This is a genomic window from Nonomuraea maritima, from assembly GCF_900100395.1.
GTDB classification, from domain to species: domain Bacteria; phylum Actinomycetota; class Actinomycetes; order Streptosporangiales; family Streptosporangiaceae; genus Nonomuraea; species Nonomuraea maritima.
Genome location: NZ_FNFB01000004.1, coordinates 361,653 through 384,258, shown reverse-complemented (window position 1 = coordinate 384,258; position 22,606 = coordinate 361,653). Strand labels below are relative to the sequence as shown.

The 22,606-nt window shown below is 71.7% G+C and carries 22 protein-coding genes; 13 read left to right on the top strand and 9 right to left on the bottom strand.

Annotated features, from left to right (window positions below):
- Positions 1-55: 55 nt before the first annotated feature.
- The 6 genes from BLR04_RS10535 to BLR04_RS10510 are packed head-to-tail and all read left to right on the top strand — an operon-like array spanning position 56 to position 8,331.
- On the top strand, positions 56-2,512 hold the full coding sequence (locus BLR04_RS10535; RefSeq protein ID WP_090762159.1) for a glycosyl hydrolase family 95 catalytic domain-containing protein: 2,457 nt from the start codon (positions 56-58) through the stop codon (positions 2,510-2,512).
- Complete coding sequence (locus BLR04_RS10530) at positions 2,509-3,507, top strand: ABC transporter permease (protein ID WP_218128807.1); 999 nt, start codon at positions 2,509-2,511, stop codon at positions 3,505-3,507. The genes BLR04_RS10535 and BLR04_RS10530 overlap by 4 nt, the downstream gene beginning before the upstream one ends.
- Entirely contained in the window at positions 3,504-4,421 is a 918-nt protein-coding gene (locus tag BLR04_RS10525) for a carbohydrate ABC transporter permease (protein WP_090762157.1), read from the top strand. Before BLR04_RS10530 ends, BLR04_RS10525 begins: the two co-directional genes overlap by 4 nt.
- Before the next feature lie 24 nt (positions 4,422-4,445).
- Positions 4,446-6,119: a type 2 periplasmic-binding domain-containing protein gene (locus BLR04_RS10520; RefSeq protein ID WP_218128806.1), complete on the top strand. Its 1,674-nt coding sequence runs from the start codon at positions 4,446-4,448 to the stop codon at positions 6,117-6,119.
- A gap of 49 nt (positions 6,120-6,168) precedes the next feature.
- The gene (locus BLR04_RS10515) at positions 6,169-7,875 is read left to right on the top strand and encodes a right-handed parallel beta-helix repeat-containing protein (protein WP_090762153.1); all 1,707 of its coding nucleotides are present in this window, start codon (positions 6,169-6,171) and stop codon (positions 7,873-7,875) included.
- Between the two features lie 12 nt (positions 7,876-7,887).
- The gene (locus BLR04_RS10510) at positions 7,888-8,331 is read left to right on the top strand and encodes a hypothetical protein (RefSeq protein ID WP_143022006.1); all 444 of its coding nucleotides are present in this window, start codon (positions 7,888-7,890) and stop codon (positions 8,329-8,331) included.
- A 34-nt stretch (positions 8,332-8,365) separates the two neighbouring features.
- On the opposite strand, the gene BLR04_RS10505 is transcribed toward BLR04_RS10510, so the two are convergent.
- Positions 8,366-8,761 (bottom strand): GNAT family N-acetyltransferase, encoded by a 396-nt coding sequence (locus BLR04_RS10505; RefSeq protein ID WP_090762149.1) that lies wholly within the window; start codon positions 8,759-8,761, stop codon positions 8,366-8,368.
- Between the two features lie 115 nt (positions 8,762-8,876).
- Here BLR04_RS10505 and BLR04_RS41265 point away from each other — a divergent pair, with 115 nt between their 5' ends.
- Positions 8,877-9,611, top strand: a complete 735-nt coding sequence (locus BLR04_RS41265) for a GNAT family N-acetyltransferase (protein ID WP_218128805.1) — start codon at positions 8,877-8,879, stop codon at positions 9,609-9,611.
- Positions 9,612-9,658: 47 nt separating this feature from the next.
- On the opposite strand, the gene BLR04_RS10495 is transcribed toward BLR04_RS41265, so the two are convergent.
- The 5 genes from BLR04_RS10495 to BLR04_RS10475 form a co-directional block, all read right to left on the bottom strand.
- Complete coding sequence (locus BLR04_RS10495; protein WP_090762147.1) at positions 9,659-10,978, bottom strand: HAMP domain-containing sensor histidine kinase; 1,320 nt, start codon at positions 10,976-10,978, stop codon at positions 9,659-9,661.
- Positions 10,975-11,646, bottom strand: coding sequence for a response regulator transcription factor (locus BLR04_RS10490; protein WP_090762145.1), 672 nt, complete (start codon positions 11,644-11,646; stop codon positions 10,975-10,977). The genes BLR04_RS10495 and BLR04_RS10490 overlap by 4 nt, the downstream gene beginning before the upstream one ends.
- Positions 11,647-11,884: 238 nt before the next feature.
- Positions 11,885-12,487 carry a hypothetical protein gene (locus tag BLR04_RS10485; protein WP_090762143.1) on the bottom strand — a complete coding sequence of 201 codons (603 nt, stop codon included), beginning with the start codon at positions 12,485-12,487 and terminating at the stop codon, positions 11,885-11,887.
- Between the two features lie 124 nt (positions 12,488-12,611).
- A complete protein-coding gene (rpsR, locus tag BLR04_RS10480; RefSeq protein WP_090762141.1) occupies positions 12,612-12,839 on the bottom strand; it encodes a 30S ribosomal protein S18 in 228 nt (75 codons plus the stop codon).
- Complete coding sequence (locus BLR04_RS10475) at positions 12,836-13,954, bottom strand: CobW family GTP-binding protein (RefSeq protein ID WP_090762139.1); 1,119 nt, start codon at positions 13,952-13,954, stop codon at positions 12,836-12,838. Before BLR04_RS10475 ends, rpsR begins: the two co-directional genes overlap by 4 nt.
- Positions 13,955-14,027: 73 nt before the next feature.
- On the opposite strand from BLR04_RS10475, the gene rpmG reads away from it, so the two are divergent.
- From rpmG to rpmF, 5 genes are read left to right on the top strand one after another with little or no spacing between them, the layout of a single operon-like run.
- Positions 14,028-14,192: a 50S ribosomal protein L33 gene (rpmG, locus tag BLR04_RS10470; protein WP_090762137.1), complete on the top strand. Its 165-nt coding sequence runs from the start codon at positions 14,028-14,030 to the stop codon at positions 14,190-14,192.
- A complete protein-coding gene (locus tag BLR04_RS10465) occupies positions 14,189-14,434 on the top strand; it encodes a type B 50S ribosomal protein L31 (RefSeq protein ID WP_090762135.1) in 246 nt (81 codons plus the stop codon). Before rpmG ends, BLR04_RS10465 begins: the two co-directional genes overlap by 4 nt.
- On the top strand, positions 14,434-14,664 hold the full coding sequence (gene rpmB, locus BLR04_RS10460; RefSeq protein WP_090762133.1) for a 50S ribosomal protein L28: 231 nt from the start codon (positions 14,434-14,436) through the stop codon (positions 14,662-14,664). The genes BLR04_RS10465 and rpmB overlap by 1 nt, the downstream gene beginning before the upstream one ends.
- On the top strand, positions 14,664-14,963 hold the full coding sequence (gene rpsN / locus BLR04_RS10455; RefSeq protein WP_090762131.1) for a 30S ribosomal protein S14: 300 nt from the start codon (positions 14,664-14,666) through the stop codon (positions 14,961-14,963). The genes rpmB and rpsN overlap by 1 nt, the downstream gene beginning before the upstream one ends.
- Entirely contained in the window at positions 14,963-15,124 is a 162-nt protein-coding gene (gene rpmF / locus BLR04_RS10450; RefSeq protein WP_090762129.1) for a 50S ribosomal protein L32, read from the top strand. The genes rpsN and rpmF overlap by 1 nt, the downstream gene beginning before the upstream one ends.
- Before the next feature lie 188 nt (positions 15,125-15,312).
- Here the strand turns inward: rpmF and BLR04_RS40520 are convergent, their stop codons facing one another.
- The 3 genes from BLR04_RS40520 to BLR04_RS10430 all read right to left on the bottom strand — a co-directional run bounded on the left by BLR04_RS40520 (position 15,313) and on the right by BLR04_RS10430 (position 21,700).
- On the bottom strand, positions 15,313-18,714 hold the full coding sequence (locus BLR04_RS40520; RefSeq protein WP_425413434.1) for a coiled-coil domain-containing protein: 3,402 nt from the start codon (positions 18,712-18,714) through the stop codon (positions 15,313-15,315).
- Between the two features lie 341 nt (positions 18,715-19,055).
- The gene (locus tag BLR04_RS41685) at positions 19,056-20,504 is read right to left on the bottom strand and encodes a hypothetical protein (protein ID WP_245740160.1); all 1,449 of its coding nucleotides are present in this window, start codon (positions 20,502-20,504) and stop codon (positions 19,056-19,058) included.
- Positions 20,504-21,700: a hypothetical protein gene (locus tag BLR04_RS10430; RefSeq protein WP_090762127.1), complete on the bottom strand. Its 1,197-nt coding sequence runs from the start codon at positions 21,698-21,700 to the stop codon at positions 20,504-20,506. Before BLR04_RS10430 ends, BLR04_RS41685 begins: the two co-directional genes overlap by 1 nt.
- Before the next feature lie 156 nt (positions 21,701-21,856).
- Between BLR04_RS10430 and BLR04_RS10425 the strand changes: the two genes are divergently transcribed.
- Positions 21,857-22,597 (top strand): Clp protease N-terminal domain-containing protein, encoded by a 741-nt coding sequence (locus tag BLR04_RS10425; RefSeq protein WP_090762125.1) that lies wholly within the window; start codon positions 21,857-21,859, stop codon positions 22,595-22,597.
- Positions 22,598-22,606 lie beyond the last annotated feature (9 nt).

The following is a 22,606-nucleotide window of genomic DNA, read 5'->3' as shown; positions in this document are numbered from 1 at the left end:
GCTTCGGCGGGCGGGCCGCCGGGCGTCATCCATCCCGTAAGGAGCAGTGCGGACGATGCTTCCCACCCCCCACTCACGAGTCGGCCGCAGGGCCGACGACCTGGTCCTGTCCTGGCCCCGACCGGCCGGAAGCTGGTCCGAGGCGGCGGCGGTCGGCAACGGCCGGCTGGGCGCGATGGTGTTCGGCGGCGTCGACCGCAGCCGCTTCCAGGTCAACGACGCGACCGTCTGGTCGGGCACCCCGGACGGCCCGGCGGCCGGTCTGGCCGAGGTGCTCGCCGGTGGCGCGGGCCCCGACCGGCTCGCCGACCTGCGTACCGCGATCCGCGCGGGCGACCACCGGCGGGCCGAGGCCCTCGCGAAGTCGTTCCAGGGCCGCTACAGCCAGGAGTACCTACCGTTCGTCGACGTGTGGATGTCGCTGGACGCCGGCCCAGGGGCGGCCTACCGGGGCAGGACGCTGAACCTCGACACGGGCGTGGTGAGCGAGGAGATCACGCTCGGCGACCGCCGCGTCGAGCGGCACACCTGGGCGAGCAGGCCGGCGCAGGCGCTCTGCGTCTGGGTCACCGTCGAGGGCGGCACGGTCGACCTCGGTGTGGAGATGTCCTCGCAGCTGCGGGTCGTGCACCGCGCGGCCGACCGTGCCGGGCTCGTGCTGGGCGTCGAGGTTCCGGTCGACGGCGCGCCCCTGCACGAGAAGGACGTCGCCGAGCCGCTGCGCTACGCGCAGGGCGCGACCGGCGGCTACGACCCGTTCGCCGCGGCCGCCGTCCATGTCGACACCGACGGAGAGGTGACCGTCTCCGGCGAGGCCTGGCAGGTCAGCGGGGCGACGTACGCGCTGATGACCGTGTCGAGCGCCACCGGCGCGGCCGACGCGTGGGCGGGCCGCCCGGCATCCGCCGACCGGCAGGAGCGGCTCGACGCGGCCGCGCACCTGGCCGCCTCCGCCGCGTCCGCGGGCGCCGACAAGCTGCTGCCGGCGCACGAGGCCGACCTGCGCGCCCTGCTCGGCGCCACCCGCCTCGCGATCGGCGACCGCCGCGCCGGCACCGTGGACGTCCAGCGCGACCTGCTGAACGGCGCCGACGAGCGGCTCGTCGCGACGGTGATCTTCCAGCTCGGCCGCTACCTGCTCGCCTCCGCCTCCCGCCCCGGCGGCCCGCCCGCCAACCTGCAGGGCCTGTGGAACGACGACCTGCGCCCCGCGTGGTCGTCGAACTACACGGTCAACATCAACACCCAGATGAACTACTGGGGCGCCGAGAGCGCCGGCCTCAGCGAGTGCCACGAACCCCTGTTCGACCTGCTGGACCGGCTCGCCGACAACGGCCGTGAGGTGAGCCTGCGGCTCTACGGCACGCGAGGCTGGGTCACGCACCACAACACCGACGTATGGGGATGGGCGTTACCGGTCGGCATGGGGCACGGCAACCCGTCGTGGGCGAACTGGATGATGGGCGGCGTCTGGCTGACCCAGCACGTCTGGGACCGCTACCAGTACGACCAGGACCTCGGCTTCCTGCGCGAAAGAGGCTGGCCGCTGATGCGCGGCTGCGCGGAGTTCTGCCTCGACTGGCTGGTCGACATCGGCACCGGCCACCTCGAGACGATCCCGTCGACGTCGCCGGAGAACCTGTTCCTCACCGGCGAGGGCGCCACGGCCGCCCTGACGTACTCGACGGCCATGGACATCGCGCTCATCCGCGCGCTGTTCACGAACCTCCTCGACGCGGCCGAGCTCCTGGGAACGCAGGACGACCCCGTCTGCACGGAGATCCGGGCCGCGCTGCCGCGGCTGCGACCACCGGGGCTGACCCGCGACGGCCGCCTGCTGGAATGGGCCGAGGACCTCCCCGAGCAGGACCCCGCCCACCGTCACCTCTCCCACCTGGCGGGCCTCTACCCGCTCGACCAGATCGACCCAGAACGCACGCCCGAGCTCGCCGAGGCCGCGGCGCGCTCCCTCGACGGACGCGGCAACGGCGTCATGGGCTGGTCGTGGGCCTGGAAGATCGCGCTGCGGGCGCGGCTCGGCCACGCGGGAACGGCCCGTGACCTGCTGCTGGAGGCGACCCGCCCGTTCACACCCGACCCCGGCGGCCCCCAGTGGGGCGGGCTGCTGCCCAACCTCTTCAGCAGCGGCCCGCCGTTCCAGATGGACGGCAACTTCGGGCTCATGGCGGCCGTCCTGGAGATGGTCGTGCAGAGCCACGGCGGCGTCATCCGCCTGCTCCCCGCCCTCCCCGAGACGTGGCCCGACGGCTCCGTCCGAGGGGTCCGCTGCCGCGGCGGGTGGATCGTCGACCTCGCCTGGGAGCGCGGCCGGCTCACGTCGGCGACGGTGCGCGGCGCCCACACCTCCGGCGTCAGGACCGCGCGGGTCCGCTGGGGCGCGACGACCGTCGAGACGGCCGTCGCCGCCGGCGAGGAGGTCCGCCTGGAGGCGGCCCTGACCGCAGAGGTCCCGACCGAGAGGTCCCGCACGTCCCGAGGGAGCCGTACGTGAGCCAGGTGACGACCACGGAGCGCCCGAGCGCTCCGGTCCCGGCCGACGGGGACCGTCCCGCGCCCGCGGGGTTCTGGCGCGGCCGCTGGGACGAGGCGCGGCGGTCCTGGCGGCGGCACTGGCAGCTGTACCTGCTGGTGATCGTGCCGGTGGCGTACTTCGTCATCTTCAAGTACGTCCCGATCAGCAACGCCGTCATCGCGTTCAAGAACTACAACATCATCGACGGGCCGTGGGGCAGCGAGTGGGTCGGGTTCGAGCACTTCGAGCGGTTCTTCGCCAACCCGGTCTTCGGCACGCTGCTGAAGAACACCTTCATGCTGGCGTTCTACCTGGTGCTGGCGAGCTTCCCGATCCCGATCCTGCTGGCCCTCGCGCTGAACGAGATCCGGGGCGGCTGGTTCAAGCGCACGGTGCAGCTGGTCACGTACGCGCCGTACTTCATCTCCACCGTCGTGGTGGTCTCGATGACGATCCTCATCCTGTCGCCGCGGCTCGGCATCGTGAACGACGCGATCGGCCTGTTCGGGATCCCGGCGATCGACTTTCTCGGTGACCCCGACTACTTCCGGCACATCTACGTCTGGTCCGACGTGTGGCAGACGACGGGCTACTCCGCGGTCATCTACATGGCCGCCCTGGCCGGCATCGACCCGGCGCTGCACGAGGCCGCCAAGATCGACGGCGCCGGCCGGATGCAACGGATCTGGCACGTCGACCTGCCCGGGATCATGCCCACCGCGGTGATCATCCTGATCCTCGGGGTCGGGAACCTCATGGCGATCGGGTTCGAGAAGGCGTACCTGCTGCAGAACAACCTCAACCTGGAGCAGTCGGAGATCATCGCCACGTACGTCTACAAGACCGGCCTGGTCAACGCCGACTTCAGCATGGCGACCGCCGTGGGGCTGTTCAACTCGGTGGTCAACCTCTGCCTGCTGCTGTTCGTCAACTTCGCCGCCAAGCGGATCACCGGGAAGGGACTGTGGGGATGAGCGCCACGACGTTCTTCAAGTCGTCGCGACGCGGGAGGATCCGCGAACCGTTCGGCGACCGGGTGTTCCTCGTCATCGTCGTGATCATGCTGGCGATCGTGCTCGCGCTGGTGCTCCTGCCGTTGATCTACATCGTGGCGAGCTCGTTCAGCAGCGCGAGCGCGGTCTCCGCGGGCCAGGTGAGCTTCTGGCCGGTCGATTTCTCGCTGCGCGCGTACGAGGAGGCGCTGAGGAACCCGCAGCTCCTCATGGGGTACTACAACTCGCTCATCTACGCGGTCGCCGGCACCTTGATCAGCCTCACGCTGACGGTCGCCATCGCCTACCCGCTGTCGCGCAAGCGGTTCTTCGGCCGCAACGTGCTGATGACCGGCCTGCTCTTCACCATGCTCTTCTCGGGCGGCCTGATCCCGACGTACATGGTGGTGCAGGACCTCGGGCTGCTGAACACCCGCTGGTCGCTGCTGATCCCCAACGCGATCGGCGTCTGGCAGGTGATCATCGCCCGTACGTTCTTCGCGAACCTGCCCGATGAGCTGCACGAGGCGGCGACGCTCGACGGCGCCGGCGAGCTGCGCTACCTCTGGTCGGTGGTGCTGCCGCTGTCGAAGCCGCTGCTGGCCGTGCTCGCGCTGATGTACACGATCGCCCAGTGGAACACGTACTTCGACGCCCTGATCTACCTCAAGGACCCCGATCTCTACCCGCTGCAGATCGTCCTCAGGAACATGCTCATCCTGGGCCAGGGCAGCGGCGGCGCCGTGGACCTGGCGCAGCAGATGGAACAGCAGCAGCTCGCCAACGTCCTGAAATATGCGCTCATCGTGGTGTCGAGCCTGCCCGTCTTGATCATGTACCCGTTCGTTGCCCGCCACTTCACCAAGGGCGTGATGGTCGGCGCCGTCAAGGGCTGACCGCAACTCACGATGGAAGGAACCATGAGAATGCGCTCCACCAGGAAGAAGGTGGCCGCGCTGACGGTCGCCACGGCAATGGTCGTCGCGGGCTGCAGCTCCGGCACGAACGGCGAGGGCGCCGAGCCCGAGCTCACCGCCGACGGGAAGATCGTCATCGACACGTTCTCGCCGGCCGACCCCGACACGAACCTCGACACGAACACCGTCACCAAGTTCGTCAGCGACAAGTTCAAGATCCAGTTCCGCTGGCAGACCACCACGTACGACGCCGGACCGGCCAGGGAGAAGCGCCAGGTCGCGCTCGCCAGCGGCGACTACCCGGACATGTTCTTCCTGATCCCGTGGGTCGACTCCTTCAGCCAGGCCGAGGTGCTGAAGCTGGGCCAGCAGGGCGTCGCGGTGCCGCTGGAGACGCTGATCAAGGAGCACGCGCCGAACATCCAGAAGGCGCTCGACTCCATCCCGGCGCTGAAGGAGATGGCGACCGCGCCCGACGGTCACATCTACGCGCTGCCGCAGTGGGCCGACTGCTACCACTGCACCTATCCGGACAAGCTCTGGATCAACACCGCGTGGCTCAAGAAGCTCAACCTGGAGATGCCGAAGACCACCGAGGACCTGCGTACCGTCCTCAAGGCGTTCAAGACGCAGGACCCGAACGGCAACGGCGAGGCCGACGAGATCCCGATGACCACCGCCGTCGCGAACAGCACCCTGCTGCCGTACCTGATGAGCGCGTTCGCCTACAGCCCGGTCGGCACGAACAACGGCGTCAGAGGGTTACTGGTGCTGAACGGCGACAAGGTGGACACGCCGGTCGACAAGGACGCCTGGCGTGAGGGTCTCACGTACATCGCCTCCCTCTACAAGGACGGCCTGATCGACCCGGCCTCGTTCACCCAGAACGCGGACGCGCTGCAGGCCATCGGCGACAACCCGAAGGCCGTCACGATCGGCTCGTCACCTGTGCTGCACCCCGGCATCTTCGGCCACCTGGGCGCCGAGGACGGCCGTGACAAGCAGTACGACGCTGTGCCGCCGCTGACCGGGCCCGGCGGCAAGAGCTACACCGGCCTGCAGTACCCGAGCTCCGGCAACGGCTTCGCGTTCATGCTGACCAACAAGGCCGGCAAGGAGGCGCAGCTCGCCGCGATCAAGATGCTCGACTACATCTACACCGACGAGGGGCAGCTCCAGACGTGGGCCGGCCCCGAGGGCGTCGGCTGGAAGAAGCCCGAGAGCGGCGACATCGCGCTGGACGAGAACGCCACGCCCATGTACAAGACGGTCCCCGGCGCCGAGAAGCCGAAGAACACCTCCTGGGACGCGCTCGCGCAGTACAACAACACGCTCGCCTTCCGCAACGCGCAGGTCGTCCCCAAGGACGTCTACTCCGAGGCGGGCTACGAGCGGCGGCTGTTCGAGGCGACGAAGCTGTACGAGGGCCACGAGGACAAGGCGCAGGTCTTCCCGACGACGTCGGTCTGGACCGACCCGGCGAACGCCGCCGAGCTCGCGACCCTGAAGACCAACCTCGACAGCTACGTCACCCAGTACCAGCTGGGCTTCATCACCGGGTCGAAGAACATCGACACCGAGTGGGACGCCTTCGTCCAGGGGCTCGACGGCGTCGGCATGAAGCGCTACCTGGAACTGAACCAGCAGGCGTACGACAAGTACAAGGCCGGCAAGTGACGCGGCGCCCGGCCCCCGGGGCCGGGCGCCTCGCCAAGAGAGGACTTCCGTGGCCAGGCTGCTCGACGTCACCGACTTCGGGGTGCTCCCCGACCGGCCCGGCACCGACGCCGCGCCCGCGGTGCGGGCGGCGTTGCGCGCCGCCCGCGCCGATGCCGGGCCGGTGACGCTCCGCTTCCCGCCGGGCGACTACCACCTGTGGCCCGACGCGGCGCACCGGCGCGAGCTGTACGTCTCCAACACCACGGGGGACGACCCGCGGCACCGCGACAAGTCGATCGGGCTGCTCGTGGAGGCGGCCGCCGACCTCGTGATCTCGGGGGAGGGCGCCCGGCTCGTCCTGCACGGCCTGCAGACGACCTTCGCCGTCATCGACTCGCGGCGGATACGCGTCGAGGGGCTCGAGTTCGACCACGCCGTGCCGACGGTCGTCGACGCCACCGTGGTGGACGTGGGCGTCGAGGCGGGCCGGGCCTACCGCCTCCTCCGGGTGCCGGCGGCCACCCTGTTCTCCGTCGAGGGCACGTCGGTCCGCTGGCACGGGGAGACGCTCGGCTCCGGCGCGCTCGCCTGGTCCGGGCTGGACGCGCTGGAGTACACGCAGATCCACGACCCCGTCGCCGGACGGACGTGGCGCGGCCCGAACCCGCTGTTCGAGCGCGTCCACGCGATCAGGCGGGTGGGGGAGCGCGACCTGCGGATCGACTACGAGCACGCCGAGGAGCCCGCCGACCGGGGGCTCGTCTACGCCATGCGGCAGACCACCCGCGACCACCCCGGCGGGCTCGTCCTCGACAGCTCCGACGTGACCCTCTCGCGGGTACGGTTCCGCTACCTGCACGGATTCGGCGTGGTCGGGCAGAACAGCCGGGACGTCACCGTCGAGGAGTGCGAGTTCGTGACACCCCCGGGCACCGGACGGCACAGCGCCGGTTTCGCTGACTTCCTGCAGTTCTCCGGCTGTTCGGGGCTGGTGTCCGTCCGCGACTGCCTCTTCGACGGGCCGCACGACGACCCGATCAACGTGCACGGCTGCTACCTGCGGGTCACCGCCCAGCCGGACGACCGTACGCTCGCCCTCGAGTACCCGCACGCGGAGACGGCGGGCTTCCCGCAGTTCTCGCCCGGCGACCAGGTCGAGGTCGTCGACCGCGCCACCCTCCAGGTGATCGCCACGACCACGGTGGTGAGCGTGCGGCAGCCGAGCGGGCGCGACCACGACCTGCCGCTGCGCACGATGGCGGTGACGGTCGAGGACGCGCTGCCGTCCGGCCTCGCCGGCCGCGCCGCCGTGGAGAACGCCACCAGGACGCCGGCCGTGCGGATCGTGGGCAACGTCTTCCGCAACGTCCCCACGCGCGGCGTCCTGGTGACGACCCGGCGCCCGATCGAGATCGCGGGCAACCGGTTCGAACGCACCGGCATGGCCGGGGTCTACGTCTCGTGCGACGCCGCCGAGTGGTGGGAGTCGGGCCCGGTACGCGACCTGACGATCCGCGACAACGACTTCATCGAGCCGGGCGGCCCGGCGATCTTCCTCGACCCGCGCAACGCGGTCCGCGAGCAACCCGTACACAGCGGGGTGACCGTCCAGGCCAACCACTTCGTCCTGGACGACGTCCCCGCCCTCGACGCCCGAAGCACCAGCGGAATCCACTTCCACGACAACACCATCGTCCACCTCGGCAAGCAGACTTCGGACGTCGTCCTCCGCTCCTGCCCGGAGGCAGACATCGACACCGGCGCGGCCCTCTGATCCAGGGCCGCCATGACGACTCCCACCTGTCCAGCGCAAGGAGCAAACCTGATCTCCGTGCCACCCTCCTCCACACCCGCGCTGCTCACGGTGATCACGGCCACCGTCGCACTGCTCGCCGGTTGCGGCGGCGCCTCCGTCATGTGCGGGCCCTGCCCCGGGAACAGGGTGCAACTCACCGCGGACCAGTCAGTGGCGGCGGGGAGCACCTATGAGCTGTGCGACGGGCGGAGTCCATGCGAGGAAGGCGCCTGGGCGGCGCCGGTCTTCACCGTCTCGCTGCCGGGAAGCGCTGAAGACTATTCACGCGTGACGATGGAAGCCGCCGTCCGTGATCGGTCCGGGCGTGAGGTCGGGCGAGGAAAGGCGACCTTTCCCGAGTATCGGCCGATGACGGACGAGGGCTGTCAGTGTCGTGACGCCTGGGTGGAGTTGCAGGTGAAGGTGGTTGGCTGATCTTGCCTGCCTCAGGTCGCAGGGTTGCGCCTGGCTACAGGGCGATGAGGCCGGCGGGTGTCGGCTCGAAGCCGCAGGTGTCGAAGTAGGAGGGTTTCAGGTCTTTGTCGAAGTCGACGTGGAGCCATTCGCACCTGGCGGCGCGGGCCTCTCTGCTGGCGACGGCGATGAGTTCGGTGCCGATGCCGCGGTGCCGGGCGCTGTCGGCCACGAGGGTGTCGAGGATGAAGGCGTGGGCGGCGCCGTCCCACGCCACGTTGACGAAGCCGACGAGTTCGCCGTTCTCGGTGGCGCAGACCCAGCCGAGGCTGTGCCGGTTGACCTGGGCCCACCAGTCGTCCTTCAAGGGCGCATGGCCGAAGCCCTCCGCGTGCAGGGCGTTGATCGCCGCGTTGTCGAAGTGGCCTCGCCACTCGTAGGTAACTGTCACGGAAGCGACCGTAGGAAGAGGCCCGCAGCAACGGCAACGTGTTATCGGCTGCCGCGCGTGGGCGGGGCGAAGCCCGGCGCGGTGTCATGATTTATGCCTGGTTAGTATCTTCCGGGTGGAATCTACAGACACGTTGCTTGCCGCGCACCGCGCGTACCTTCTTGGCTGGGACGTCGGCAGCGGCGCGGCCGGCGACCTGGTGACCTACCGCAGCGAGGTGCCGCACGCGTCGCTCAACGGGGTGCTGCGGCTGAGCGGGCGCGACCCGCGGGACGCGCTCGCCGAGGCCCGCGACCGCCTCGACGGCCTGCCCCGGATCTGGTGGGCGGGCCCCGACAGCGACGCCGGCACCGCGGACGCGCTCGTGTCGCTCGGCGCCGTCCGAGTCGCCCGCATGCCGATCATGGCGGTGGCGGTCGAGGAGACGGCCACCCCGCCGACGCCAGCCGGGCTGCGCGTCGAGGAGACCACCGACCTGGAGGAGTTCGTCCCTGCCTACGCCCGGGTGTCGGGCGTCGTCCCTGACGGCGTGGCCGCCGTGCTCGAACGGGAGAAGGCCTTCGCGGCAGACGGCACGGTCGTCAGGCTGGCCGGCCGCCTCGACGACGGCCGCGTCGCCGGCACGGCCGTCGCCTGGTTCAGCCGCGAGGTGCTCACGCTGTACTTCGTCGGCACGCAGCCCGAGCACCGCCGTCGCGGCATCGGCGCCGCCATGACCGCCGCCGCGCTCGACCTGGCCCGCGCCCGGGGCGTGCGCACGGCCGCTCTCACCTCGACGCCCGCGGGTGAGTCGCTCTACCGCCGCATCGGCTTCCGCCCGGTCGGCGCTTTCGAACTGCTGTCGTTCTGAACCCGCACCCGCCGGGACGCCGCCTCGAACCCCGGCACCGCCATCGCTCACCGTATCGGCGGGAGGGACATGCGCAGCCTCACTCCACGTTCCAGCGGCTCGGCGGCGACGGTGCCGCCGTGGGTCTCGGCGACCTGGCGGACGATCGCGAGCCCCAACCCGGAGCCGGGCATGGAGCGGGCGGCCGGAGAGCGATAGAAGCGGTCGAAGATGTAGGGCAGATCCGCGGCGGGGATGCCGGGCCCCTGGTCGGTCACCGAGACGGTGCCGCCCGCCTCCACCCGGACGTGGATGCGGCCGCCGGCCGGGCTCCACTTCACCGCGTTGTCCACCAGATTGCCCACCGCCCGTTCCACCGCGTCCGGGTCGGCGTGCACCAGGCATGGAGCCAGCTCGGCGGAGAAACGTACGTGTGAGGCCCGGCGGTCGGCGCGGGCGAGGACGCCTTCGGCCAGCAGATCGAGCCGGGTGTCCTCGGTGTGGGTCGCGGTGTGGCCGTATCTGCCGAGGTCGATGAGGTCGTTGACCAGTCCTTTCAGCTCCTCTGCCTGCCGGCGTGCGTCGTCGACCAGCGCGGGGGCATCGGGGTCGGTCAGCCCGTCCTTCTCGTTGAGCAACTCCAGGTTGGTGTTGAGGCTGGTCAGCGGGGTTCGCAGCTCATGGGAGGCGTCGGCGACCAGTTGCCGCTGCGTACGGACCGACTCCTCGACCGCGGCCATCATCGAGGAGAACGACCGTGCCAGGCGAGCGATCTCGTCCTTTCCGTCGGCCTTGACCCGTGCGGAAAGGTCCTGTGTCGTGGTGACGTGCTCCACGGCCTCGGTCAGCCGACGCACCGGCCGGAGCACCGCACCCGCCGCGAGACGTGCGCCGGTCGCCGCCAGCACGCCACCGGCGACAGTGATCATGCTGAGGAGGGTCCACAGCCGGTCCAGGGCCGCGTCGATCACCGAGACGGGTACGGCCGCCCGCACCAGCGAGCCGTCCGGCCCCGGATACGGGGCGGTGTAGACGCGGTAACGAACCCCGTCGTGCTCGACATCCTGAAGATAGGGCGGCGTCTTTCTCGCCGCCACCGCGACATCGCGGCTGGAAACCGGGATGAAACCGCTGCTGTTTCCCTCGACGCCCTTCAGCGGAAGCTGCAGCCAGATGGCGCCGACGCTCACCACCGCGGAAGGAGGATAGCGCTTCTGCTTGAACGCCTTCAGGAGTTCCGGTGTCTGCGCGACGGCGGCGACCAGATCACTGTCATGCTGGCTCCTCAGGTTGGCCCCCTGCCACAGGTACAGCACCATCGAGGCGATGAAGAGCGTGCTGAACACCACCGCACCGCCGGCCAGAGCTACTCGGTTGCGCAGGCTCATTCGTGTTCCCGCAGGACATATCCCAGCCCGCGCACAGTCTGGATCAGCCGGGCATCTCCTCCGCTTTCCAGCTTGGAACGCAGATAACTGATATAGACCCACAGGGCGTTGGAAGAGGGGCCGAAATCGTAGCCCCAGACCGAGTCGAAGATCAGCGTCCGGCTCAGTACCCTCCTGGGGTTGCGCAGGAACAGCTCCAGCAGCGCGTACTCGGTCTTGGTGAGGTCGAGGGTTCGCCCGCCGCGGCGGGCGCGGCACGCCGCGGTGTCCAACTCCAGATCGGCGAAATGCAGGACGTCCTCGACGGCGCCGCTGCGTCGTAGCAGGGCGCGCATGCGAGCCCGCAACTCCGCCAGCTCGAACGGCTTGACGAGATAGTCGTCGGCGCCCGCGTCCAGACCGGCGACCCGGTCGGCCACCAGGTCGCGTGCCGTCAGCATGAGGATCGGGGTGCGGTCGCCGCGCTCGCGGACCCGGCGGCACACCTCCAGACCGTTGGGCTCCGGCATCAGGATGTCGAGGATCACCGCGTCATGGCGGGATCCGGCGAGCAGCTGTAATGCCGAACCCCCGTCGGAGACGGCGGACACCTCGTAACCGTCCCGCGTCAACGCATGGGCCAAGGAGCGGCGCACCGCGTCGTCATCGTCGACAACAAGCAATCGCATGTCTCGGCGTGCCTTACTGGATGTGGGGTAAGGATGGCCAGTATCCGTCGCCCGTTGTATCGAAAGTGTGAAGTGGGCTGATGCGCCAGGTCGCCCCCGTCCATGTCGCCTGCAACGGTCAACGGCCCCGGCCCGGTTGGAAACCGGGCCGGGAACGGCGTGTTCGACGGCCCTGGCGGGGCCGGTGCCGGTTTCGCTCAAGGCGGGCGGCCCCGCCTGCCGGGCTTCGCTCGGCCTGCTATCGCGTGGCTTCCCTGAGGAGCTTCACGTCCTCGAGCTCGGCGGCCAGCCGTTTCGGCGATACGTGCAGTTTCCTGGCCCAGCCGACGCACTTGGGGTCGTGCGGGTTGATGTCGGTGATCCTCCCGTCAGGCTTCGTCGCCCAGTCGAGCACGCGTTCCGCCTCGACCAGCGTCACCCCCAGCTTCTCGGCGAACCGCTTGCCTTCGGCCGGGTCGGCGGGCGGGAGGTGCCGACAAGGCTTGGCGTTACTGCCGAACACCTTCTTGAGATTCGCGCCGGTCTCGGCGGGGCTGACACCCAGCCTCCGGGCGAGCCGCCTGACCTCAGCGGGGCTGATCTCCCCGAGCCGCACGTCCTGCTCGAAGTCGACCAGGGCCTCCTTCAGCCGCCTCTCGGAGACCCCCATTTTCTTGGCGAAGATCGAGAAGCGCTTGTCGAGCTTGGCCGTGCAGCCCGGCTTGTCCGCCCACGCGGCGGCCACGGCGGGCGCGCCGCCTGCCAGGCTCGCGGCCGATGCCGAGGCGGCGGTCGTTCCACTGACGCCCACAACCACGCCGATCGCCAGTCCGGTGGTGAGCAGTCCAGTCCTGAAGCGCATCCGTGCTCCATTCCTGTCGAGGGCCGGCCCTGTACCGGCCCTTCCGCGCAGCAGGACATCAGGCGTAACTCAGCACAACTGTCGGAAAACCTTAGAATTACCGTAGATCCGGCGTTCTGCGCCCTCACCCGCCGGGACGTGAGACGTAGGGCAGCAGTGCCATCTCGCGGGCGTTCTTGACGGCACATGCGATCCGGCGTTGCTGCTGGACGGTGACGCCGGTGACCCGGCGGCTGCGGATCTTGCCGCGGTCGGAGATGAACGTGCGCAGCAGGTCGACGTCCTTGTAGTCGACGTGGTCGACCCCATGGAGCCGGTTGCGCTTCCTGCGCGGGGCACGGCGGATCTTCATGCGGTCTCCTTCAGGTCGAGAACGGCTGCGAACGGGTCGTGACGGCCGAGCTGTTCGCCGTCGGCCAGCAGGCAGGAGTCGAGCAGGCGGTGCAGCCGGTCGGCGTCGAGGCCAGGACCGGTGAGGACGAGGTGCTGGACGCGGTCGCCGCAGTCGCCGTCCCAGTCGAGCGAGGCGGCCAGGCGGCGGGCGGGAGAGACCAGGTCCCAGGCCGCTTCGGGGAGCGCGGCCAGCCACGGCCCCACGTCCTCGACGGAGATGACGCCCGCCACGGCGTCCCAGGCCAGCATCCGGTCGGGGCGGCCGGCCAGCCAGAAGCGGCCACGCGAGCGTACGGACTCGGTGACCAGCTCGTCCACGGCCTCGAACAGGCGGCCGGGGTGCAGCGGGCGGCGGCTGCGCCACACGGTGGTGACGATGTCGTCGGTACGGGCGTCGCAGGGCAGCTGCGCGGTGGCGGGGTCGACCCGTTCGCCGAGCTCGGCCGTGCACAGCGCGGCGCCGGTGACCGGGGGCAGGACGGCGGTGTGGACCGGGGTGAGCGGGGCGAGATGGGAGAGCACCGCCCGCGCCAGGTCGCGGTCGTCCTCGTCGCCGCCGTGCAGCACCAGGTCGGTGGCGTACTCGAGCTGCCGGGCCAGCACCTCGGCCAGGAAGCGCTGGTCGCCCGCGGCCGCGGGCTTGCCGACCTCGCGCAGGCGTTCGCCGCGGGTGATGTCCTCGGGCAGTGCGGCGGAGTCGAGCGCGGTGAGCACCGCCGTGAGCCGCAGAAGGTCACGGGCTTCGTCGCAGTCGAGGGCCTCGGCGACCGAACGCGGCTCCACCGAGTCCCACAGGTCCACGACCAGCGCCGAGTACGCGGGCGCCAGCCTGACCAGCTCGGGGAGCAGGTCCTCGCGCACGGTGCAGGTGACGCAGCCGTGCGCGAGCCGGACGTCGGTCGTCGACAGGACACCCGTCGCGTCACGAACAGTGCGCAGCACCCGGCCGCTGCGGACCTCGCTCAGGTCATGGTGGACGGCCACGGATCGGGGATGCGCGGCCAGCAGCCGATCGACGGCGGCGGCGCGGGCCGTGCCGTGCAGGCCCGCGACAAGGACGACAGGAGTGGACACCTAGCCTCCAGGTTCGAGAATGAAAATCGTTGTCGTTATCATGGCACAGTATGCCTGATGGAAAGGAACCGCTGTGCCCAGGAATGAGGTGCGCGCCGTGATCAAGATCCGTTCGACGGCCGGCACCGGATACACCTACGTGACCAGGAAGAACCGCCGGAACACTCCAGACCGGCTGACTCTTCGCAAGTACGACCCCGTCGTCCGCCGGCACGTGCTCTTCAGGGAGGAACGATGAAGAAGGGCATCCACCCCGACTACCGCCCGGTCGTCTTCCGCGACCCGGGCGCCGGCTTCGCCTTCCTCACCCGGTCCACGATGACCAGCGACAAGACGATCGAATGGACCGACGGCAACACCTACCCGGTGGTCGACGTCGACGTGTCCGCGGCGAGCCACCCCTTCTACACCGGACGCAACCGCGTCCTCGACACCGCCGGCCGGGTCGAGCGGTTCAACCGGCGTTACGGGAGGCCGTGATGCGCTGCCAGCTCACCGGGGTGGGGCCGGTCTTCGGCAACCGCGTCTCCCACTCGCACCGCCGCACCCGCCGGCGATGGAACCCCAACATCCAGCAGCGTCGCTACTGGCTGCCGAGCGAGGGACGCTTCGTCCGCCTCACGCTCAGCGCCCGCGCGATCAAGACCGTCGACAAGATCGGAATCGAGACGGCCGTCGTCCGGATCCGCGCCAGAGGAGAGAAGGTCTGATGGCCAAGAAGAGCAAGATCGCGGCGAACGAGCGCCGTAAGGTCGTGGTCGCCCGCCACGCGCGGCGCCGCGCCGAGCTGAAGGAGATCATCCGCACCGGCGCTCCCGCGGAGCGGGCCGCCGCCGTCCGCGAGCTCGCCCGGCAGCCGCGCGACGCCAGCGCCACCCGGGTACGCAACCGCGACTCCGTCGACGGCCGGCCTCGCGGGCACCTCACCAAGTTCGGCCTCTCGCGGGTGCGCTTCCGCGAGATGGCCCTGCGGGGCGAGCTGCCCGGCGTGAGGAAGGCGAGCTGGTGATGGCCGTACCCAAGCGCAAGACCTCGCGCAGCAACACCCGCCACCGCCGCAGCCAGTGGAAGGCCGCCGCACCCGACCTCGTCCCGATCACGGTGAACGGCCGCCGGCTCCTGGTGCCCCGCCGCCTTGTCCGCGCCTACCAACGCGGCCTGATCACCTGAAGCCCCGGCCACCGGGGGGCTACCCCCGGTGGCCATCCGGCGCCGGCGCGGCACAAGTCATCCATGCCGCGTTGCGCGCGGGGTGTGGTCATCCGGGTCGAGGGCCTCGCGGCGTGCGGCACGGTCATGTGGGTCGCGTTGCGCGCGGGGGTGCAGCACGGTGACCCTGGCCGCACCCCGCGGGCGGCTCACGTGCGGCCGACGTACTCGGCCAGCGCCCTGACCCGGTCGGCGTGGTCGTCGTGCCCGACGATCACCGGCGGCTCGTTGTACGGCATCGCGTCCGACGACCGCCGCAGCTTGATGTACTGGCCGCAGGCGTCGATCGCGTACGGCTCCATGTCGTCCTGCAGCGCCCCGATCACCGTGACCCCGTACGTCTCGCCGATCCGCCGGAACAGCGCCACCGCCTCCCTGCGGTGCTCCTTGCCCAGGTTGCGGCCCAGCTCGTCGAGCACCAGGCACAGGTGGCCGCCTCCGGAGGAGGCGATGGCCGCGGCGCACACCAGCTTGACGGCCTTCTCGTCCATCAGCGCCGTGTTGGCCCGCCGGTTGTAGGGGACGAACCCCTGCCCCTCGCCGCGCCGCCACTTCGGCGTCACCCGCCACTGCCAGCGCTGCTCCGGGTCGGCGGGCGCGGGCGGCACCGGGAACTCCAGCGTCGCGCCGTAACCGCCGTACGAGGTGTCGAGCTTGTCGAACTCCTCGGCCACCCGCGTCAGCCGCGCCTTGATCGCCGCGCTGAGCGCCGCCCGGTGCACGGCCGTCGACTGCGCCGCCTCCTCCGCGCCGCGCGCCGCCGCCGCCAGATCGCGCTGCCGTGAGACGACCTGCGCCTCGATCTGCCGGCGCTGGTGGCGTTCGTACTCCTCCTGGCCCCGCAGGTAGGACGCCAGCGACCCGCACACCGCCGCGAACGTCGCCTGCTCCCGCGCCGAGCTGCCCTCGCGCTCGCTCAGCAGGAACCGCAGCTCCTCCGGCAGCTCCGCCTCCTCCTCGGAGAACGTGTCGCGCACCGCCTGGTCGAGGTGACGTTCGGCGATGCGCCACCACTCGTCGGCAGTCCTCGACCGGTCGTCGTCGGTCAGCGCAGCGAGCCACTCGCGGGCCGTCTCGACCGTCCCGCCCCAGTCGGCGGCGAGCGCGTCGATCCGCAGCGCCGTGCGTTCCGCGGTGACCTTCGCCTCCAGGTCACGGGCCTGTGCCAGCTCGGCCTCGTGCCGCTGCCTGCGGCCCTCCAGGCGTTCGATCTCCATGTCACGTGTACGGGCCCGGAAGTCGAGCGCGGACGCCAGCCGCTCGGCCTCGGCGACCTTCGGCGCGAGCTCCTCGACCGCCGCGTGGAGCTCGGCCAGCTTCGCGCGCCGCTCGGCCAGCCTGGCCTGCAGCTCGGCCAGCCGCACGCCGGCCCGCGCCCCTTCGAGCCGCCGCTGCGCCTCCGCGACCGCCTCCTCGGCGTCGCGGACGGCCTGCGCGGCCGTCTCCTGCGCGTCCTTGGCGCGGTGGAGCCGCTGCTCGGCCGCCTTGATGCGGGCCTCGCGCCCGGTCGCCACCCCGTCGAACGCCCCTACGACGCTCACCCCTGCCGCGCTGACCAGCACGGACCCTGGCAGCCCTGTCAGCGCCGCGGCGGCGGCGTCGAGCTGGGACGCGTCGACGATCACGGCGTGCTCGTCGGGCCAGCCCCGCAGTTCCCCGAACGCGAAGCGCTGCCCCTGCGCCGCCTTCCCGTAGCGCGCCTTGAGCACCTCCCCCAACGCCCGCCCGGCCACGCCACCCGCGCCCCCACCGGCAGCGGACCCGCCACCGAGGGCAGCGCTTCCGCGCCCGGAGCCGCCCGCGTCCCCGTCGGCCGCGGACTCGCGTCCTGGTTCTCCGGGGGCGGCGGCGATGTGGGCGGCGTCGCGGGCCTGTTCGGCCACGTCGAGAGCGTCGAGCAGGCCCGTCGCGCCGATGCCCGCCGCCGCCAGCGCGCTGAGCTGGGCCGCGGCAGGACCGCCCTCGGCGTCGTCGAGCGCCGCCTGCGCCGACGACACCTCCTGGTCGGCCACCCCGAGCGCCTTGAGCGCCTCGTTGAGCCGCCCGCGTTCGGCGGCGAGCTCCTGCTCTGCCGCCGGCACGTCGCGCCCGTCGGCGAAACGGCGGGTCTCCTCCAGAGCGGGGATGAGGCCGCGCAGCTCGTCGGCGGAGTTCTCGGCCACCGCGCGGTCGGCATCGAGCTTGGCCGCCCGCGCCTGCAGCGCCGCCAGCTCCTTGCGCGCCTCGCCCACCTGCCGGTCGAGCGTGTCCTCCCGCAGGGTGGCGATCTCGGCGCGGACCATGGCGACCGCCTCGACCGCCGTCTCACCCGCCGCGCGGTGCCGTTCGACGTCGGCGGCCAGCGACTCGTCACGGGACGCGGCGTCGGCCAGCTTGCGGGTCTGCCGCCCCCGCCAGCAGCGCAGCGCCTCGGCCAGCCGTTCCCTGGCCTGGTCACGGCGGTCGAACGTGGTCAGCAGCGCCTTCGACTCGGCCTCGAACTCGGCCAGCCGGTCGGCGGCCTGCGCCGCGCGCACCCGCTTGGCGTGCTCGTCGCGGCGGGCCTCGCGCTCCTGCTCGAGCTCGGCGTCGAGCCCGGTGAGCGCCGCGATGGCCTCGAAGACGCGTTCGGGGGAGATCTCGTTGAGCGGCTGGGAGAGCAGGTTGGTGGCGACCTTGCTGCGTACGGACGTCGACAGGAACGACACGCACCTGACCCGGTCGCCGTAGAGGACCTTGGTCAGGTCGCGGGCCACCACGTCACGCTTGCCGGCCGACCTGGGCAGCGACGCCCAGATCTCGTCGGCCCGCGCCACCCGTTCGGCCTCCGACGGGGACGCCGCCAGGTGGACGCCCTCGCGCCAGCGGATCTCCAGGTGGGGCGCCTCCTGGTTGACCCTCAGCCACACGGTGAGCGCGCCGCCCGAGGTGTCGGGCACCTCGAACAGCTCCCCGCCCTCACCTGGCGCCGTCTCACTGATCAGCACCCCGCCCTCAGACTCCGAGGACGGGCCAGAGCCCCCGTACGGACGCTCGGAGGCGCCCGCGCCCGCAGGGGCGACGGCGTCCGCACCCCGGGAAGTGACGGAGCCCGCGCCCGTGGAAGCGCCCAGGGAGGCGACGACATTCACGCCCGAGCGAGTGGCCGGGTCCGTACCCAGGGAGGCGCCGGGGGCGGTGCCCGGGGAGCCGTCGAGGGAGGCGTTGGCGTTCGGGCCCGGGGAGGCGAAGGCGTCCATTCCCGGGGGAGCGAAGACACCCACGATGTAGCCGTGGTCAGCGCTCGCCCACTGGCGGCCGCCCGCCCCGCTGGCGAGCTCGGCGTTGAACAGCAGCTCCGACACCGCCTTGGCGCCCGAGGCGAAACGCCACTGCTCGTCGCCGAGCAGCGCCGTGATCGAGGCGATGAACGACGACTTGCCCGCCCCGTTGGAGTCCTTCGGCCCCGCGCCCGCCACCACGATCAGCGTGCCGGGGACCGTCGGCACCGGATGCGTCGACAACCGCGAGATGTTGACCGCCTGCACGGCGATCAGCACCCGGTCTCCGACGACGTTCTCCACTTGTGACACCTTGGCCCCCCGTAACCCTTCCTTCGTCGCGCCGCCCCACCCCACCGGTTGGCGGGGTCGTGTTGTGTCCCCGCCGCCCCACCGGTTGGCCGGGCCGTGTCGTGTGTGTTGCCCCGCCGGTTGGCGGGGGTCATGTTGTGTTGCACCCCCGCTGGTGGGCGGGGGTTGTGTTGCTTTTCGCCCCCGCCGGTCGGGTGGGGGTCAGGTTGTGGCTCCACCCTGCCGGTCGGGTGGGGGTCATGTTGTGTGCTCCAGCCCGCCGGTCGGCGGGGGTTGTGTTGTTTGCCCACCCCCACGGTCGGCAGGGGTGGTGTGGGGTTCCGCCCTGCGGTCGGCGAGGGTCATCGGGCCGATCTGCGGGCGAGTACCGCCGCTGCGAGCGGGGTGTTCGGGCCTGCGGCCAGGATGAGTTCCTCCTGAAGGCGGCGGCGGGCCGCGGGCGTGAGCCGGTGGAACTGCGGCCCAGGTACGTAGCCGCCCGCCTCCTCGCCGGCCTTCACCTGGCCGAGCAGCCCCGCGTGGCGCAGCGTGCGCAGCGCGGCCTCCAGCTCGCCGATCGGCAACTGGGTGTGGCGGCGCAGCTCCTCGACCGGCGTCGGGTGCGGCGACAGCCACGAGTCTTCGGGCAGCAGGCCCTCGGCTCTCGGGATGGCCACGGAGTGCACGAGCACGAGCGCCAGCACCGCACGCTCGCTCACCGACAGCCGCTCCTCGCCGCTCGCGTACGCCGCCCGCGCCACGTCGTCGTCGTAGCCGGACGTCCAGCGGTCGCGATGCTGGATCAGCGTACGGCCGCGCCTGGACAGCATCTCGGCCAGCGTGCGGCGCAGCGCCGGGTCGCGCAGGGCGGCAAAGCGGACCTCCTGCACCGGCTCGGCGGCGTGCTCCACCACCATGAACGCCGCGACGAGTTCGGCCCGGCGCCGCTCGTCGTGACCGGCCAGCAGGTCGTCGAACTCGCCCGCGGCCGCCTCGACCCGCCCGCCGCCGTCCGCACCCGCGCCGGGTGCCGGTTCGGCGGGGCGCGCGGCCGCGACGATGTCGGCGTCGCGTACGACCGTCAGCTCAGGACGCTGCGGCTCGGGCAGGCGGCGCACCAGCTCGCGCAGCTGCGCGTGCGACTCCTCCGGCCACAGGGCGCAGCGCGGGCCGAGCGAGACGACCCCGTCGCCGAGCACCACCCACGCCGAGTCGTGCAGGCGGCGCAGCGCGCCGATCGCCCAGTTGCGCATGAGGTCGTCGGTACGGCCGATCAGCGCGCGGTAGGTGTCGAGCACCAGCTCGACCGGCGCCGGGTCGCCCGGCCACGGATCGGCCTGCTGATCGCTCCAGCAGCACTTGAGCGCCGCCGCCAGCACGCGCCGCGTCTCGCCGGAACGCTCCACCGTGACGGGCGCCACCTGGTGCTCCTCCAGCAGGGACGGCGTCACCCCGTCGGGCCACACCGGCAGCGCCTCACCGGTGGAGTCGGGCCGGGTCAGCCGCACCATCCCGCCGGGGGCCGCCACCCCGGCCCCCAGCCGCACCGGCCCCGCAGCACGCGCCCACACATGAGCCACCGCCACCTCAGCCGCCGCCAACGGCCCCCGCGCACCGATGATCGCCCCACCTGCGGCGGCGATCGCCCCACCTGCGGTGGCCGTCGCCCTGCCCTCAGCGGTGACCGCCCCGCCCGCGCTGGTGTTCGCGTCACCCACGGCGGTGCTCGTCCCGCCCGCAGCGCTGGTCGCCGCGCCCGTGGCGGTGGGTTCGGGGTGGCTCGACCGGTGGGGGCCGTTCGCGGGGGCCATCAGGTGCGCTCCAGGTAGCCGTGGGAGAGCCAGGCGGGCTCGCGGTCGGGGTCGATCGACAGCTCGTCGGACCAGGCCAGCCGGTAGGGCAGCTCGGGCCGCAGGTCGACGGTCGTCAGGTCGGCGAGCATGCGGCGCGCCGACGGCCAGTCGCGGCCCAGCACGTCGGCCAGCGCCACCCGCGACGCCTCGCCCAGCAGCGACTCGGCGACCGCCGTCAGCCGTTCGAGCGCGGCGTCGGCCGAGCCGTCGAGCGAGGAGCCGGGCCCCGGGTCGGGGAGCGCGGAGCGCGGGGGAGTGGGCTGGGCGGGCACGGGACGAGGGGCCTCGTCGACCGCCCGGGCGATGGCGGCCGGGTCGTGCCACGGCGCGGGCGCGTCGAAGACGAACCCGTCGAGCACCGCGGCCAGCCGCTCGGGGGAGGCCGTCTGGGTGAACGTCCGCCACGTCTCGGTGGGCAGCAGCGTCAGGTTGCGGGTCGTGCCCGCCGAGTCGGCGAGGCGCCCGGCCGCCCGCCGGGAGGCGTCGCTGTAGGCGTAGATCGCCGCCCGCAGGTCGGTGCAGACCCGGTCGAGCTCGGGCCAGCGGGTCAGGATCGTGGCGTGCAGGCCCTGCGCCCGCCGCGCGATCTCCTCGGTGCCCCACAGCTTGGGCGCCTGCTCGCGCAGTTCCTCGATGGTGCCGGTGGTGAGCGTGACAAGTTCGAGCGCCCACAGCCGGAACGCGCGCGCCATGTTGGCCGCGCTCTGCCTGGCCTCCTCCATCGTGGTGCGCGGGTCGGCGACGTTGAGGTCTTCGAGCGCGAGCAGCCGGTGCATCTCGGACTGGCCGCCGTCGTCCATCATCCGCCGGATGAACATCAGCCCGACGACGCTGGTGAACGACGCGCGGTAGCGCAGCTGGTTGGGCTTGGGGAACACCTCGCGGATCGCGCCGAGCCCCTTCAGCACCCGCAGCCGGTTGTCGAACTGGTCGGCGGGGTAGGTGCGGCAGGCGAAGCGCATCTGCTCGTGGGTCAGCCACTCCTCGCCCGCCTCCGCGAACGCCGCGAACAGCGTCTCGGCGATGTCGACCAGCGCGGGGTCGTCGACCACGGCGCCGCTGTCGCGGGCCAGCGCGGCGAACATGCGGCGATAGGTCGACAGGACCGCCTCGTCGGTGAGGGCGGCGTCGAGCGTCAGAGGCTGATCGGACACGCGCTCTAAGTTAAGGCTTCCCACCGACACTCTGGTCCCGTCCGCGCCAATGCCCCCACGGTCACCAGCGCGAACGCCTCGTGATCGTCCAAAGCGAACACCCCCGGCCCCGAAGGGGTCTTGGTAATATAACCCCATGGGGTTATGCTCGGGGTTATGCCGAAGATCAACGTGTATCTCCCCGACGAGCTCGCCGAGGCCGTCAAGAGCGCGGGGGTGCCCGTGTCCGCGGTCTGCCAGCGCGCCCTGGAGCAGGCCGTACGCCGGGTCACCATGATCCGTGAGACCGTCCTGACCGATCTCGACCTGGAGCAGCCGACCGGGGCCCTGGCCCACCTGACGGCGAGGACCCGTACGGTCCTCCAGCTCGCCACGCGGCGGGCGCGCGAGGACGGCGCCTCGGCCGTGGGCACCGAGCACCTGCTCACCGGCATCCTCGACGAGGGCGGCAACCTGGCCATACGCCTGCTGGACGCCCTGGAGATCCCCCAGAACCGGCTGCGGCTCGCCCTCGACCGCCACCGCCCCGCCGAAGCCGGGCAAGGAGCGCCCGAGACGTTCGGGCCGCACGCCGCCGCCGCGCTCGAACTCGCGGTCACCGAGGCCACCGCTCTGGGCCACAACTACGTGGGCTGCGAGCACCTGCTCGTCGGGCTCGTCGCCGAGCCCGACGGCACGGCCGGGGCGATCCTGCGCGAGCTCGGCGCCGACCTGCGCGTCACCCGCCGCGCCGTCACCTCGGCCCTGGCCGGCTACGTCCACATCCGCGCCCAGGCGGCGCAGAGCGCGCCGCCTGCCGAGGCCCTCGCGGAGATGGTCACCGCGGTCGTGCGCCGGGAACTCCACCCCTTCGCCGAACGCCTCGACCGGCTCGAATCGCGCCTGGGCGACACGTGACGCGGCCGC

Excerpts from the sequence above, each read along its gene's own strand:
- BLR04_RS10535 (WP_090762159.1), top strand. The coding sequence starts at position 56 with ATGCTTCCCACCCCCCACTCACGAGTCGGCCGCAGGGCCGACGACCTG.
- BLR04_RS41685 (WP_245740160.1), bottom strand. The coding sequence starts at position 20,504 with ATGGCCCCCGCGAACGGCCCCCACCGGTCGAGCCACCCCGAACCCACC.
- BLR04_RS10495 (WP_090762147.1), bottom strand. The coding sequence starts at position 10,978 with ATGAGCCTGCGCAACCGAGTAGCTCTGGCCGGCGGTGCGGTGGTGTTC.
- BLR04_RS10425 (WP_090762125.1), top strand. The coding sequence starts at position 21,857 with ATGCCGAAGATCAACGTGTATCTCCCCGACGAGCTCGCCGAGGCCGTC.
- BLR04_RS10465 (WP_090762135.1), top strand. The coding sequence starts at position 14,189 with ATGAAGAAGGGCATCCACCCCGACTACCGCCCGGTCGTCTTCCGCGAC.
- BLR04_RS10510 (WP_143022006.1), top strand. The coding sequence starts at position 7,888 with ATGACGACTCCCACCTGTCCAGCGCAAGGAGCAAACCTGATCTCCGTG.
- rpmB (WP_090762133.1), top strand. The coding sequence starts at position 14,434 with ATGCGCTGCCAGCTCACCGGGGTGGGGCCGGTCTTCGGCAACCGCGTC.
- BLR04_RS10485 (WP_090762143.1), bottom strand. The coding sequence starts at position 12,487 with ATGCGCTTCAGGACTGGACTGCTCACCACCGGACTGGCGATCGGCGTG.
- BLR04_RS10520 (WP_218128806.1), top strand. The coding sequence starts at position 4,446 with ATGAGAATGCGCTCCACCAGGAAGAAGGTGGCCGCGCTGACGGTCGCC.
- rpmF (WP_090762129.1), top strand. The coding sequence starts at position 14,963 with ATGGCCGTACCCAAGCGCAAGACCTCGCGCAGCAACACCCGCCACCGC.
- BLR04_RS10490 (WP_090762145.1), bottom strand. The coding sequence starts at position 11,646 with ATGCGATTGCTTGTTGTCGACGATGACGACGCGGTGCGCCGCTCCTTG.
- rpsR (WP_090762141.1), bottom strand. The coding sequence starts at position 12,839 with ATGAAGATCCGCCGTGCCCCGCGCAGGAAGCGCAACCGGCTCCATGGG.
- rpsN (WP_090762131.1), top strand. The coding sequence starts at position 14,664 with ATGGCCAAGAAGAGCAAGATCGCGGCGAACGAGCGCCGTAAGGTCGTG.
- BLR04_RS10525 (WP_090762157.1), top strand. The coding sequence starts at position 3,504 with ATGAGCGCCACGACGTTCTTCAAGTCGTCGCGACGCGGGAGGATCCGC.